General features: G+C 61.9%; 9 protein-coding genes and 3 pseudogenes. 6 read left to right on the top strand and 6 right to left on the bottom strand.

Annotated elements, in window-relative coordinates; all coding sequences use genetic code 11:
* Window positions 1-126 precede the first annotated feature (126 nt).
* The 3 genes from LRP66_RS08295 to LRP66_RS08285 all read right to left on the bottom strand — a co-directional run bounded on the left by LRP66_RS08295 (window position 127) and on the right by LRP66_RS08285 (window position 5,969).
* Window positions 127-948, bottom strand: coding sequence for a hypothetical protein (locus LRP66_RS08295; RefSeq protein ID WP_230482026.1), 822 nt, complete (start codon window positions 946-948; stop codon window positions 127-129).
* 33 nt (window positions 949-981) lie between these two features.
* On the bottom strand, window positions 982-2,589 hold the full coding sequence (locus tag LRP66_RS08290) for an alpha-N-arabinofuranosidase (protein ID WP_230482025.1): 1,608 nt from the start codon (window positions 2,587-2,589) through the stop codon (window positions 982-984).
* A gap of 185 nt (window positions 2,590-2,774) precedes the next feature.
* On the bottom strand, window positions 2,775-5,969 hold the full coding sequence (locus LRP66_RS08285; protein ID WP_230482024.1) for a TonB-dependent receptor: 3,195 nt from the start codon (window positions 5,967-5,969) through the stop codon (window positions 2,775-2,777).
* A 509-nt stretch (window positions 5,970-6,478) separates the two neighbouring features.
* On the opposite strand from LRP66_RS08285, the pseudogene LRP66_RS08280 reads away from it, so the two are divergent.
* A pseudogene (locus tag LRP66_RS08280) lies at window positions 6,479-7,102 on the top strand (IS481 family transposase); the annotation flags it as partial.
* A 214-nt stretch (window positions 7,103-7,316) separates the two neighbouring features.
* Here the strand turns inward: LRP66_RS08280 and istB are convergent.
* Entirely contained in the window at window positions 7,317-8,045 is a 729-nt protein-coding gene (gene istB / locus LRP66_RS08275) for an IS21-like element helper ATPase IstB (RefSeq protein ID WP_133032303.1), read from the bottom strand.
* A complete protein-coding gene (gene istA / locus LRP66_RS08270; RefSeq protein ID WP_230482023.1) occupies window positions 8,032-9,543 on the bottom strand; it encodes an IS21 family transposase in 1,512 nt (503 codons plus the stop codon). Before istA ends, istB begins: the two co-directional genes overlap by 14 nt.
* 128 nt (window positions 9,544-9,671) lie before the next feature.
* On the opposite strand from istA, the pseudogene LRP66_RS08265 reads away from it, so the two are divergent.
* A pseudogene (locus LRP66_RS08265) lies at window positions 9,672-9,959 on the top strand (integrase core domain-containing protein); the annotation flags it as partial.
* Between the two features lie 45 nt (window positions 9,960-10,004).
* A pseudogene (locus LRP66_RS18305) lies at window positions 10,005-10,163 on the top strand (ribbon-helix-helix domain-containing protein); the annotation flags it as partial.
* On the opposite strand, the gene LRP66_RS08260 reads toward LRP66_RS18305, so the two are convergent.
* On the bottom strand, window positions 10,156-11,766 hold the full coding sequence (locus LRP66_RS08260) for a right-handed parallel beta-helix repeat-containing protein (protein WP_230482022.1): 1,611 nt from the start codon (window positions 11,764-11,766) through the stop codon (window positions 10,156-10,158). The pseudogene LRP66_RS18305 and the gene LRP66_RS08260 sit on opposite strands and share 8 nt — an antisense overlap.
* 219 nt (window positions 11,767-11,985) lie before the next feature.
* On the opposite strand from LRP66_RS08260, the gene LRP66_RS08255 reads away from it, so the two are divergent.
* Genes LRP66_RS08255 through LRP66_RS08245 form a run of 3 tightly spaced genes read left to right on the top strand, consistent with a single transcriptional unit; the run spans window position 11,986 to window position 14,876 of the window.
* Window positions 11,986-13,014: an N-acetylneuraminate synthase family protein gene (locus LRP66_RS08255; protein ID WP_230482021.1), complete on the top strand. Its 1,029-nt coding sequence runs from the start codon at window positions 11,986-11,988 to the stop codon at window positions 13,012-13,014.
* A 6-nt stretch (window positions 13,015-13,020) separates the two neighbouring features.
* Window positions 13,021-14,163: a UDP-N-acetylglucosamine 2-epimerase gene (neuC, locus tag LRP66_RS08250; protein WP_230482020.1), complete on the top strand. Its 1,143-nt coding sequence runs from the start codon at window positions 13,021-13,023 to the stop codon at window positions 14,161-14,163.
* The gene (locus LRP66_RS08245) at window positions 14,160-14,876 is read left to right on the top strand and encodes an acylneuraminate cytidylyltransferase family protein (RefSeq protein ID WP_230482019.1); all 717 of its coding nucleotides are present in this window, start codon (window positions 14,160-14,162) and stop codon (window positions 14,874-14,876) included. Before neuC ends, LRP66_RS08245 begins: the two co-directional genes overlap by 4 nt.

The raw sequence follows: 14,876 nt of genomic DNA, 5'->3' as shown, positions 1-14,876 counted from the left end.
CCGAATTTCCTGGCGGCCTGTGGTCCAAATATCACGGACCATGCCGATCAGCCACGCTGCCGACGCGGCAAGGCCCCGCCCGATCGGCATGTCGTCCTTGCCCTAAGGGCGCGTGCCCAGCGCCGCTCAGTCGCCGACGCGGTTCAGCGTGAAGACCGAGGTCTGCTTGCCCGAGTCGTAGACCCCGGTCGCGGTGATCGTTCTCCCATCGGGCATCACCTGCATGGACAGCGTGTCGGCGACGGTGTCGTCCGTCTTCAGATCGGTTTCGACGATGGTATCGGGGCGCGGACGCGTGACCTGTGCGCGTATCCCGGCATTGTCGCCATCGAGCTTGACCGGGGGGCCGCCGATGACCGCGTCATAGCCTGCACCGCTTTCGCGCCGCCAACTAAAGCGATCGCCCTTCAGCGTCAGCAGCCAGTCGTCTTTGGCGTCGACCGACATGCTGACGCGCTTCCACGTGCCGGAAAGCAGATGCCCGCCCTTCGGCGCCGGGCCGATCCGGCGCTGCACCGTCTCACCCGTGACGGGCTTGCCGTCCGGACCGGTATAGTTCGCGATTCTAGAGGTCAGGACATTGCCGTCGGCGGAAACCCGATAGTCGACGGTATAGGCGAGCTTGCCACGGATCCTGTCGACCTCGCGGACGGCGTGATCGCCTTGAATGGTGATCGTCACCTCATCGACATAGTCGTCTGATGGGACATGGTGCGGACGACCATCGGCCTTGATCGGGTTTGCGGAATCGCGGCTGAAATAGCCGTCCCGCACCTGAAAGACCTGCGGCTTGACCGCGCCGTTGAGCGATGCGGTATCCACCCGCCAGCGGCCGCTGAACGGATAATCCGGCGCGGCGCTCGCGGGCACGGCGACAAGCGCGACAGCGGCAATCGCCGCCAGGGTTCGGGGCGTCGGCGAGGACGGCGGCAAGGACAGCAGGATCACCGCCCGACGATACCCCCTTTCCCCTGCGCGCGGCTACTCCGAAACCGACAGCACGGTGACCGACTTGGGCGGCAGGGTGACGGAAAGCATGCCCCCATCGACCCGCGCCGCAATCGGACGCGGGACGACGCTGTTCGGCTGGTCATAGCTGTTGATCGCCTCGACCCGATCGGCGGTCAGCACGCTTCCCGATGCCGTCCGCATCGCGATGCCGTCGATCCGGGCGTTGACCTGCGCGGGCTGGTTGGGATCGACATTGGTCAGCGCGATCCATAGCTTGCCGTCGGTGCCGCGCGCGGCGATCGCATCGATACGCGGCAGGCTGACGTCGCCGAAGCGATACGTCCCCGCGTCGAAGCTGATCGGCAGCCGGGTCGCATCCTGGAAGGGCACATACATCTTGAACAGATGATAGGTCGGCGTCAGCACCATCTTCGGCCCGTCGGTCAGGATCATCGCCTGGAGCACGTTCACCATCTGCGCGATCGCGGTCATGCGGACGCGGTCGGCGTGGCGGGTGAACATGTTGAGGTTGATCGAGGCGATGATCGCGTCGCGCATCGAATTCTGCTGATGCAGGAAACCGTCGCGGCTGCCCGGCAACTTGGCCAGCCACACGCCCCATTCGTCGATGACCAGCGGCACCTTCTTGTCGGGATCGTACTTGTCCATGACCGCCGAATGGATACGGATCATGTCCTCCATCTTCAGCGTGTCCTTGATGAGCGTCGCATATTCCCGCTCGCCGAAGCCGGTGCTGGCATATTTGGGTGGCCAGGAAACCCAGGTGTAATTGTGCATCGACAGGCCCTCGATATTCCAGGCCCAGTCGTGGCTTTTCCACGCGCGCATGACGGCTTCGGTATAGTCGGTGCTGGGCGAGCCCGGTCCGACGGCGATGCGCTGCATCGGGTCCGTTCCCGCGACCGACCCGCCCGCCGGATTGTCGGTCCCGTTCTGCTTGAGGTTCAGGTTGCGCACGAAGCGGGCATAGCGCTTCATCTCGTCGACATAATAAGCGGGCGTGTAGGCCCCGCCGCAGCTCCAGCTCTCGTTGCCGATGCCCAGGAACTTGACGCGGTAGGGTTCGCGGTGACCGTTGGCGGCGCGCTCCGCACCGCTCGTCGTGCCGGGATCGGCGGTCATATACGCCATCCAGTCGGCAGCCTCCTTGACGCTGCCCGACCCCATATTGACCGAGATATAGGCCTCGGAGCCGATCTGGCCGAGGAAGTCGAAGAATTCGTCGGTGCCGAAATCATTCTTCTCGAGCGCGTTGCCCCAGCTTCCATTGACCGTGACCGCGCGTTTCGCACGCGGACCGACGCCGTCGCGCCAGTGATATTCGTCGGCGAAGCATCCCCCCGGCCAGCGGACGCTCGGCACCTTCAACGCCCTCAGCGCGGTGACCACATCGGTGCGAATGCCCCGGACATTGGGGATGGACGAGCCCTCCCCCACCCAGACGCCGCCATAGACGCCGGTGCCGAGATTCTCGGCGAATTGCCCGAAAATGTTGCGATCGATACGCGGGCCGGTCCCGTTCGCGGCGACGGTCACCGCGATCGGCGCCTGCTGCGCCGATGCCGCGCCACACAGCATCGCCCCGGCGATCGCCGCCATGCCAAAAAATGCTCTCATGTCGTCGCCTCTCCCCGATATTCTTGTTGGGATCGGCGATAGCAGGAGCGCTAACATCTTTGCAAAAGGCAAAGGTTTTAAGTCACTTCGCCGACCGCGAATTTCCGGCCGAAGGACAAAAAAGGGAGGCGGCCCGGACGGACCGCCTCCGAAGGTCAAGGATCGCGAACGATCCTCGTGGGGTATTAGAAATTCATGCCGAGCTGGAGCCGGACCGAACGCGGCGCCTGGTAATCGGTGACATAGCGATAGTCGCCACGCGGCGAACCATTGCCCTGCGTTCCGACTTCGTTGAAATCGGTGCGCGACTTCTCCGCGAACAGGTTGAAGATATCGACGCGGAAGAAGGCGTCATAGGCGTCGATCGGCAGGCGGAACTGGAAGGTCACGTTGGTGACGGTCAGCCAGTCGGACTGAAACGCGGTGCCGCGCCGGACCGGTTGCAGCGTGCTCTGCGCGGGCGTGCCCGTACCGGCCGTCGGGTTCGTCACGATCTCCCCATTGACGACGTTGCAGTAGAAGCCCGCCGCGCCATATTGCCCCGCGAACGCGTCGACGCGTGCCGGCACACGGCCCAGACAGCCATAGGATCGTGGCGACGACGCACTGAAATTGGCGCCGAAGGTGAACCAGTCGGAGAAGCGGTACGAGCCGTAAGCCTTGAGGTTATGGCGGCGATCCCCGGGCAGATAGCCATAGGAGCCGACGGTCAGGCCGGGCTGGTCGAACGCGGTGGTCAGGCCCGAATCCGACTGTCCATTGTCGGAGCGGACGCCGCCCTCGATATTCCCGATCGTCTTGCTGTAGGTGTAGTTGGCGTCGAAGCTCCACACCCCGTCGAACTCGCGCTTCACCCAGAGCGTGACCGCCTTGTACACCCGCTGCGCGCGCGGATAGCCAAGCTCGGCCGCGGTGAAGTTGACCGTCCGCGCGGTCGCCTCGCCATTGACCGGGTCGGACAGCGTGATGGTCGAGGGCACGCCGGGATTAGCCAGCACATATTGGTGGAAGCCCGACCAGATCGGCGCGCGGTTGTTCGGGTTGGCGTCGGTCGGGGCGGCGACGGTGCAGTCCAGATTATTCTGCGCGCAATAATTGTTCACCGCCGCGTCGATCGCGATATCCTCGAGCGAGTTGTTCAGCTTGCGATAGGTGCCGAACGCGCCGACGCTCCAGCGACGCCCGAAACGCTGTTCATAGCCGAGGATATATTCGTCCATCGACTGCGACTTCAGGTTGCGTGCGACGGTGGACTCGGTCGAGGCGGCGGTGCCGTCCTGATTGACCTCGCAATTGGTAGCGGTCCCGGTCGCACCCGGCGTCGGCCCCGGACAGGGCACGCCACCGGCGAAGTTCACCGGCGAGCCGAGGATGGGCACGTTGTTCGCGCCGACGCCGGTCGCCCGGTAATAGGCGGTATAGTCCAGTTCCGCGCCCGCCAGGCGGATATTGGTATTGGTCGGCACCGGCAGGTAATAGCGGCCGAAGAAGCCGTAGATCTTGGTCCGCTGGTCGCCGATCGGGTCGATCGCCACGCTGATGCGCGGTGCCCATTGGTTGCCCGACTTGTAATAGGTCTCGCCGTTGACGTTGTCGTTGGTGAACCGATCGTTGCGCAGGCCCGCATTGATGTTCAGCCGGTTGTCGAACGCCGACCAGGCATCCTGAATGTAATAGGCCTCGTTGCGCGACTTGAACGTGCCCCCGGTGACATAGGTACGACCACCGACATAGAGCACATTGGGATCGGAGACGCGCGCATCGCCCGAGGGACCCGAGTTGTAATAGGTCCAGAAGACGTCGCCGGTATAGTTCGTCTGCGCGATCGAGGTCAGGTTCTCGCGGTCATAGCCGCCACGGATATGGTGGTCGCCCAGCAGCTTGACATAGAGGTCGACGTCGCCGCGATAGAATTCGCGTTCGTCGCTGTTGGTCACGATCGTGGTCGACGGATTGCCGATCAGGACGGGGGTGAACAACCCGCTCTGGTCGCTGATGCCCGGATTGACCGTGTCGAAGGGCAGGCCGACGTCGCGGCTCTTGGTCTTGCCGTAAGCGCCCGACAGGGTCAGCCAGTTGGTGAACTGGCCCGTATAGCGGCCGACATAGCTCTCACCGCCGCCCAGATTGACCGACTGGCCCGCATAGGAGCCGGTGCGCGGACCCGCCGTATCGACGCGGCTGTCATAGGGGCCGCCCTGTGCATCGACCACATTATATTGGGTGGTGGTGCTGCGGTCCTTGGTGTTGAAATAGGTGAACTCCAGCCGCTGGCCATCGACGATCACCGCGTCGACCTTGCCGCCATAGGCGGGCGAGCTGATGCGATAGACGTTGCGGAACGTGCCCGTGCTGAACGGCGGGATCGCCTGCCGCCCGGTCAGATTGCCTTGCGCGTCGCGGATTTCGGTGAAGGAATTGGCGTTGGCCGCCAGTGCGGTATCCTCGGCCCTGTAATCGCTCGACTGGTAGAAGCCGTAGAAGAACAGGTGATCCTTGATGATCGGACCCGACAGGCTGAGGATCGTCTGCTTGGTGTCGCGAACATCGTCCTTGTTCCACGCATAGAGCGTGTTGGGCGTATTCTCACGCAGCGAGTCGGGCAGATAGTTGAACAGCAGCCCGCCGTGGAATTCGTTGCCGCCCGACTTGGTCGTCGCGTTGACGAACGCGCCGGTGAAGCGGCCATATTCCGCCGAGATCGAGCCGACCTTGGTCTCGACGGTGCTGTAGAATTCGAACGGCACGCTCGCCGAGCCCAGCCCGTTGCGCTGGTTGGTGATGTTCAGCCCGTTGATGAAGAAGGCGTTTTCCGAAACCGACGACCCCGCGACGGCGGGCAGGTTGCCGAAGGTCGAGTCGCCCGCGGCCGTGCCCGGTGCCAGCAGCACCACCGAGGTCAGGTCGCGGCTGACCGGCACGCGCGCGGCCAGTTCGCCCACCTGAACCACCGCGCCAACGGTGTTGCGATCGAAGTCGGCGACCTGCACGCGCCCGGCGGTCACGACGATCTCGCCGCCCGCGCCCACCTCGCCAAGGGTGAACTGGTTGGCGGCCGAGGACTGGTTGAGGTTCACGTCATTGTCGGTGAAGCTGTCATAGCCGCTGGCCGATACGACGAAGGTATAGACGCCGATGGGCAAGGCGGGCACGCGGTAGCTGCCGTCGCGGTCGGTCGTCACCGTGCGCGAAAAGCCCTGCGTGTTGGACGTGACCGTGACGGTCGCGCCTGCCAGCGGCTTTCCGTCGGTGCCCTGGACTTTACCGGTCGCATTGACCTGGGTGAAATCCTGCGCTTCCGCAACCGAAGCGAAACCGACGCCCCCGATGCCCGCGCCAAGCAAGGCGACCGCGTGCAACGCGGCGCCGTGACGCAACAAGGCTTTGGAAAGCAATCCCTTTTTGACCACGTCATTGTCCCCTTCATGGGGTGCCTGACCGGCACCCACGTCACCCCCTGAACGGAAGATGACAAAAGGGTGTCACTTGAATGACGTTAAGGTATACCATTTTTTACAACGTATACCGTTTTGCTGACGGGGCGTGGTTAAGTTGCAACACAAAATGGTAACTCCGCGAAATATTGCCGCTTTGTGAGGCATGATGTTCCGAGGGTTGTTCAATAGATAAGCAGTTGTGTCTTACCGTATTGCCTGACCATTACAGTTATTGTTCGATGGCGAGCATCGTTCTGATTCGGATCGGTCACAAACTACTTCGCAGTCTTGCTCGATTCGCCCGGACGGCGTGCTTTTAGGGAACAGAATCTGTCGGCTGCGGGATTCGGCCAATTTGATCCTTTGATCACGCTCAGGACTCGTCACTTATCCAGGTGTTTGATCCCACGGTTTGATGGTGCGATCCTTTCGTTCGGATGGAAGGAATCCGTATGGGACAGGTACGTCACGGGTGCGCCACGACCACGCACGCCGTCCGAGCAGCAATACAGCGATCGCAAGCTTCGCTCGCGACGCTGAGCCGAGAGCTGAGGATCAACCCAAAGACGGTCGCGAAGTAGCGCAAGCGGGCGTCGGTGGATGATCTGAAGACCGGGCCGAAGGCCCCTCATTCAACGACCTTGACCGAGGCGGAGGAGGCAGTTGTTGTGGCGTTCCGGCGCCACACGCTGCTGCCGCTCGACGACTGTCTCTATGCTTTGCAGCCGTCGATCCCGCACCTGACGCGATCAGCGCTGCATCGTTGCCTGCAGCGACACGGCATCTCCCGCCTGCCGGACATCGAAGGCGACAAGCCGAAGCGGCAGCGCTTCAAGCGTTATCCGATTGGTTTCTTCCACGTCGATATTGCGGAGGTGCAGACTGCCGAAGGCAAGCTTTACCTGTTCGTCGGCATAGACCGCACGAGCAAGTTCGCGGTCACGCAGCTGGTCGACAAGGCTGATCGCAGGACAGCATGGGAGTTCCTCGAGCACCTGCTGAAAGCCGTGCCTTACCGCATCCACACCATCCTGACGGACAATGGCATCCAGTTCGCCGAGCCGCCGCGCAATCGCAACACCGCCTGGTCGCGTCAGATGCGCTTCGACATGATCTGGGTGTCAATCGGCGTCCAAAAAGGACCCCCTATCGGCGTCCAAAAGAGACCCCCTTCGTTGGGCGGCGTGACGGTAGCGGACGCGCCGTTCGCGCTGGTTGCGGCGTAGGGCGGGCGTAGCCCGACCGGAGGTGTAACCAGCGCGAAGCGTTCCTCTGTCGGGTTCCCGAGGGCTAGCTGCGGTGCTTGAAGCGCCAGCTGTCGTTGCCGGTTTCGACGATGTCGCAGTGGTGCGTAATGCGGTCGAGCAGCGCGGTGGTCATCTTGGGGTCGCCGAAGACAGTCGGCCATTCGCCAAAGGCAAGGTTCGTAGTGACGATGACCGAGGTCCGCTCGTAGAGCTTGCTGACCAGGTGGAAGAGCAGCTGGCCGCCCGAGCGGGCGAACGGCAGATAACCAAGCTCGTCGAGCACCACGACCTCAAGGCGTGACAGCTGAGCTGCAAGCGCGCCGGCCTTGCCGAGGCGAGTTTCCTCCTCGAGCCGGTTCACCAGGTCGACCGTGTTGAAGTAGCGGCCGCGGGCGCCGTTTCGCACGACGTTGGCGGTAATGGCGCTGGCGAGGTGCGTCTTGCCAGTGCCCGTACCACCGACGAGCACGATGTTGCGCTGGCCGGCCAAGAAGGAGCCGCTGTGCAGCGAGCGCACCAGGCCTTCGTTGATGGGCGTGCCGTCAAATACGAAGGCGTCGAGGTCCTTCACCGCCGGCAGCTTGGCGGCTGACATCCGGTAGCGGACCGACGCTGCATGGCGATGGGCCGTCTCTGCCCGCAGCAGGTCGGTCAGGATTTCCATCGTCATACGCTTGCGCTGCAGGCCGGTGGTGACCGCTTCGTCGAAGGCACCAGCCATGCCCTTGAGCCCTAACTCGGCCATGGCCGTCATCATCTCATGCCGCTGCATGGAAACCTCGCAGGCTGTCGTAGCGACCGCAGTCGGCACGAGGTGGATGGCGCAGCGCCAGGTCCTCGGGTGTGGCGATGGCCAACGGTCGTGGCGGCTCGCGCCGACGGGCGAGGATGTTGAGAATGACGTCGTCGCTGGTGATACCGGCCAGCAATGCTTCACGGACGGCCGCCTCGACGAGATCGAGCCCGTCGTCGAGCACCGCTGCAAGCACGCGCACGAACCGCCGGTCTGCATCATCGCCAGCGCCGAGCTTGCGCCGCAGTCGTGACAGCGCAGGCGGCAACTCCCAGTCCTGGAATGGCGCGCCGTTACGCAAGGCGCCGGGCTTGGTCACGAGCACCGGCAGATAGTGCCACGGGTCGTAGATGGTGCGGTCGCGACCAAAGAACCGAGGATGGTCGGCGAGTACCTCATCGCCGAGGCGCACGACGATGCGGGTAGCATAGGCACGCACCTGGACCGTGCGCCGCACTGCTTTGGCCGAGACGGAATAGCGGTTGCGGTCGAAGCTTATCAGGCACGTGCCGCTCACCGCATGCTCACTCTCGTAGAACCCGTCGAAGGAGGCAGCAACCGGCTGGAGCACGCCGCGCTCAGCCGTCCATGCCTGGGCGACCGTCAGTTCCTTCTGCTCAGGATGCTGGTGCAGGTCGGCCCAGCGGCAACATTCCGCCTCCAGCCAGCCGTTCAGCTCCTGGAGGCTGACAAAGCGCAGGCGCGGTTGGAAGAACCGACCGCGTGCCGTCTGGACCTGGTTTTCGACCTGGCCTTTCTCCCAGCCGGCTGCCGGCGAGCATGCGGTCGGCTCGACCATGTAGTGGTTCGCCATGACCAGAAAACGCCGGTTGAAAACCCGTTCCTTGCCTGTGAACACGCTCGTCACGGCAGTCTTCATGTTGTCGTAGATGCCCCGCGTCGGCACGCCACCGAAGAAGGCGAATGCCCGCGCATGGGCGTCGAACAGCATCTCCTGCGTCTCGCGCGGATAGGCTCGCACGTACATCACCCGCGATGCGCACAGCCGCACATGCGCAACCTTCACCCGCATCGGCTTGCCCGCGATCTCGACGTCTTCGTGGCTCCAGTCGAACTGGTAGGCCTCGCCCGGCCGGAACAGCAGCGGGATGAACGCTGGCGCGTCCATTACGTCGCGACGCCGAGCCTGCCGCCAGCGGGTAGCGTAGCGGCGCACCGCATCGTACGAGCCGTCGAACCCCTCGCGCAGCAGCAGATCGTGGACACGCGTAATGCGCAGCTTCTCGCGCCGCGGTCGTGCCTCATCCTCTTCCAACAGCGCATCGAGACGCATCTGAAACGCCCCCAATTTTGGCAACGGCTGTACTTCTCGCCGGTACTTGGTGTCCGCCTCCGGCGCCCGGATCGCCCTGCGCACGACACCGCGTGACAAATGCAGGTCTCGCATTATCGCCTTGATGGCTTTGCCCGACGCGTGCTCGCGCCGGATCCTCAATACCGTCTCCAATACCAACATCCCGATCTCGCCGCCTGACATCTGCCAAGCGGACAGCCTTAGACCAACGGAATGAGGGGTCCTTTTTCGACGCCGATCACCCCGCTACCGGGGTCCTTTTTCCACGCCGATCCACAATCTGGGAGGCCAACGACATCAAGCATCGGCTCACGAAGCCTAACCATCCGTGGACCAACGGACAGGTCGAGCGGATGAACCGCACCATCAAAGACGCGACCGTCAAACGCTTCCACTACGAAAGCCACGACCAGCTGCGCACGCACCTCGCCGACTTCATGGCCGCCTACAATTTCGCCCGCCGACTCAAGACGCTCAGCGGCCTCACGCCCTACGAATACATCGCCAAGATCTCGACGTCAGAGCCAGATCGCTTCATCGTCAATCCGATCCACCAGATGCCGGGACTGAACACCTAGCGTACGTCCGCAAAGAACCTTTGCGATGGCCCCTTCTTCGCCCCGGAAATGTCGCTCGCTATGCACATGCTGGCACGCCGCCAGGACCGCAGCCTGCAAGCCCCGATGGCAGAGGCTTTCAACGACGTCCTGCGGAAATATGGCGAAAGCCCGATCGGCGAAATGAATGGACCGGTCCCATTGCGGCAAGTCGCGATCACATAATCGTAGCCAGCCCGCCCCATCCGTCGGCGAGCCGGATGACGCCAGCCGGCTTGCCCCGTATCGGTGTTATGAAATGGAATCGATCGCCTGGCTGGAACGGCATTTTACCCGCGTGCACGGGAATTTTGTTTCCATACATGACTGTATGGACACCGAGCCGGTGAGGCCACGCCCAACCTCCGTCGTTCAGTAATGCCGCGCGATCGCCGAGGATCGTCGCGGCGTTGACGATGCTCCCGACCGAACTGTCCGCGATGTCGTGAATCTGCAGGACAAGACCGCGATGGTCTTTGGAGCCCAACTCGGCATTGATGCCTTCCGCGCCACCATATAGTCGGCCATGAATGAAGGTACATGCGACATTACCGTAATCGCCGGGGGAAAAGAGAAAATGCCTGCCGCCGTCAGCGGCCTTTGTAATATTGTCTGATATGGTTATGCCGTTGCGACCCGGCAGGATCATGATCATCGCCGAAAGCTCGGCGTTCGACGAACCATCCACAATATTATCGTGAAAAATGCCGCCGGTCGCCGAGAGGATGATGAGCCGAGAATTCGAATTTCCGGTCGGGCAGTTCGATATTCGGTTATCGTGGACGATCCAGTCAGTATAGGATGGTGACACATAGAGCAGCGCGGCCGGATTTTCGGTTTTGGGGACACGGCCATCGAAGCGATGCCCCTCAATGATATTGTCGGCGATGACGCCCCCCCGGACGACGGTGGAATCCAGTACGTTTGTGCATATGATCCCGCCACCGTTGACGCCGGTCAGCGTGTTGCCTGTGATGGTCCAGTTGCTGGCGGATTCCTCTACGGCGATCATCGACGGGATCGGTACAAGCTTTTCGTTACTAATCGAATTGCCGGTAATGATCGCGCCGACACATGATTGGCCATTAATTGCGATCGCGGCGTCCGTCGCGTTGATTACGACATTATTAGTGATGACAGGATTTCGCCCCTTTGCGAACACTGCGCCGGAACAGTTCAGGAAACGACAATTCGTCACGATCGAATAGGGCGAGTTGCCGAGTATCCAGACGGCTGTCCCCTTAGGATTGTTGAGGAACAGGCAGTTTCGGACCGTCGTTGACGACTTTTCGCTCCAGATAATGCCGTTCTCCACGGCGCTTCCCTGGGGCGCTTCGCTTGCGTCGAAAGTGATCCCGTCGAAAGTCGCCTGTTCACCTTCGACAACGATGACTTTGAGGGACGTGCCGACGATCCCCGCAAGCTTGAAATCTCGCGCGATCTTGATCCTGCCTCCCCCGGTCAGGAGAATGTCATCGGATGCGACGCGCAGCGTCGACCGCACAAGATAATGTCTTCCGTGGCCCAGGAGGATACTGCGCCCGGCGTTCAGTGCAGCTTGCAGCGCAGGCGTATCGTCCGTCATGCCGTCACCGAGCGCGCCATATTGTTCCGGACTTACGAAACGACCGTCCGGCATCGGACGGGTGGGTCGCCCCGGGGGGGTGCTTGCGGGGATTTGCGTCGCCGTCAGCGCCGCAGCCGTGCCCAGCGCCATGCGGCGCGTGACCCCACGCCGCCTGCTCTCATTTGCCGAAGGCTTCGGATTGCTTGTGTCATCGTCGATCATCCGCTTGACCGTGCCCCTTAAAGTCGGAGCGGGCAACCCGACGCGCTCGGGAATAGGTCCTCGGCAGCCGCGACGACCGGTGATCGCATGAAATCGATCCGGCGGCGTCCGGAATTTGCGCTTGGGGGACTATGACAAATCGCCTTGGCCATCTAATGCGCGTTACGCGGACGGCCGAGCCGATCCGCGATCTAGGGTAAATCTCCAGCGGACTGTATCATGAAAATTCAGGATCGACAGATAGGCTTCGATTTCCCCCCGCTGGTGATTGCCGAGATCGGAATCAATCATGGCGGCGATCTGGATGTAGCCAAGGCGATGATCACGCTCGCAGCGAAAGCGGGAGTGGAGTGCGTCAAGCACCAGACCCATTTCGTCGAAGACGAGATGACTGAGGAGGCAAAGGCGATCTTTCCGCCGAACGCCAAAGTTTCTATTTGGGATGTCATGGCGCAGAACGCATTGTCTGCGAATGACGAAATCGCGCTCAAGGCTCATGCCGAAGCGCTGGGTCTGATCTATCTGTCGACGCCGTTTTCGCGGAAGGCCGCCGATTTCCTGAACGAAATTAACGTTCCTGCTTTCAAGATCGGTTCAGGTGAGGCTGATAACCTGCCCCTCATCCGGCACATCGCCCGTCTCGGCAAGCCCGTCATCATGTCTACGGGGATGCAGACGATCGAAACGATCGGGCGTTCGGTGCAGATTCTTAGGGATGCCGGAATTCCCTTTGCCCTGCTGGAATGCACCAATCTCTACCCCTCCCCGCCCGAAATTGTGTCGTTGCGGGGTGTAACCGATCTTCGCGCGGCCTTTCCCGATGCGGTGGTAGGGTTTTCCGATCATTCGATCGGTCCGGACATGGCGTTGGCGTCCGTTGCGCTGGGCGCTTCGATACTTGAACGGCATTTCACCGACACGCGCTACCGCGAGGGGCCGGACATCTCATGCTCCATGGACCCAGCGGAGTTGCGCCATCTGATCGATCGTTCGCGAGAAATCCATACGGCTCTCCACAATCCCAAGCAGCGCACCGCGCCCGAAGAAGCGGTGTACCGGTTCGCCCGCGGTTCGATCGTCGCGGATCGCGAACTTCGCGCGGGCACCGTATTGACCGAAGCCCATATTTGGGCGCGGCGTCCCGGCAGTGGCGAGATCGCGGCCTATCATTTCGACGAGTTGATCGGCCGTCGCGTCAACCGCGACCTGTCCCGCAACACTCAGCTTCGCTGGTCGGATCTGGACTGAGACAAGATGAGCGACGTGCAAAGGCCGCCTTCCGCCCGACGGAACCTTCTGTTCGTGACCGGCACACGTGCCGATTACGGCAAGCTTGAGCCGCTGGCGCTGGCATCGCTGGAGGCGGGGCACAGCGTGACGTTTTTCGTCACGGGTATGCATATGATGGAGAAATACGGACTGACAAAGGCGGAGGTTCACAGTCAGTCGCGTTTCAACGTCGTCGAGTTCACCAACCAGCGCGACGGCGATCCCCAAGACATCATCTTGGCTAAGACGGTCGTCGGTTTCTCCGACTTCCTGCAGGAATACGTCCCCGACCTGGTCGTCATTCATGGCGACCGGGTGGAGGCGCTGGCCTGTTCGCTAGTATGTGCCACCAACTATATCCGCTGCGCGCATGTCGAGGGCGGAGAGGTTTCGGGCACAATCGACGAGCAGTTCCGGCATTGCAATACCAAGCTGGCATCGGTGCATCTGGTCAGTTCCGACGAAGCCGGTGCACGAGTGGCCCGGCTTGGGGAAATGGCGGAGACGATTCATGTAATCGGTTCGCCGGAGCTCGATATCCATGATCAGCCGTCGGGCGTAACGATCGACCAAGTGCTCGACCGTTACGAGATACGAAGCTCCGATTACGGCATATGCGTCTTCCATCCGGTAACGTCCGAACGAAGTACGATCGGCGCCCAGGCCGAAGCGTTGTTCGACGCACTGATCGCCTCGTCCCGGTACTTCGTCGTGATCCTTCCTAACAACGATCCGGGATCGGACGCTATCCTGCGCGTGATTGAGACGCTGCCGACGGACCGGTTCCGTGTCCTGCCGTCGATGCGTTTCGCCTTTTTCTCCGAACTGATGCGCAATGCGAATGCGATCATCGGCAATTCGAGCATGGGTGTGCGCGAAGCGCCGTTCCTGGGCGTCCCCTCACTTGACGTTGGCACCCGCCAGGCAAATCGCGGGGAAGCGCCGTCGCTATGGAATGCCGCGGCAACCGATCGCGCGACCATCAATCGCTTCCTCGCCGAGGCTTGGGGAAGGCGCTTGCCGCGCAGCCAGAGTTTCGGGTCCGGCAATGCGGCCGAACGGTTCGTCGAGCTTCTTGATAGCGAGGCGTTCTGGTCGCGTCCGCTGCAGAAATATTTCGCGGAATGAGCTATTCCGACGCGAATGATGTGCTCATTGCCGTCGTGCCGGTACGGGCCGGGTCCAAGGGGCTGCCGGGTAAGAATATTCGTCCGCTGGCAGGGATGCCGCTTTACATGCATGCGGTACGGCAGGGGCTACGTACCGCCGGTCGCGTGCTGTTGACGACGGATATCGCGGAAATCCGCCAAGACGATCTGCCGGATGGCTGCATCCTTTGTCGGCGCCCTTCGGAGCTGGCGGCGGACGACACGCCGATCGCATCGGTGATCACGCACCTGATCAGATCGCAGAAGCTTTTCCATCAGGATATCTTGCTGCTGCAGGCGACATCTCCGCTACGGACGGATGCGGATGTCCATTCCGCGATCGCGCTGTTCGAACAGGGTCGGCACGATCTGGTGATGAGTGTGGTCGAGCGCGACCGAGGCGTGCTGAAATACGGAATGATGGAGGGCGATCGGTTCACCGGGCTCCGTAACACCGCATATGGTTTTCAGAACCGGCAGTCGCTGCCGCCGGTATATGGCCCCAACGGCGCGGTCTATATCTTTTCCGCAGCCCGTTTCATGGCGACAGGCGGGTTTCCGAGCGAATGCGTCGGCGCGTTCGAAATGCCAGCGAGCCGGTCGTTCGACATTGATAATGAGGCCGATTTTCAAAGCGTCGAAGGACAGATGATCAAGGAACGATCATCTGCCGCTACCAGGATTGACCTATAA

It is taken from the genome of Sphingomonas sp. Leaf21, from assembly GCF_916858675.1.
Taxonomy (GTDB): Bacteria; Pseudomonadota; Alphaproteobacteria; order Sphingomonadales; family Sphingomonadaceae; genus Sphingomonas.
Note: the sequence above shows the minus strand (reverse complement) of the source record. Positions and strands in the feature narration are given on the sequence as shown.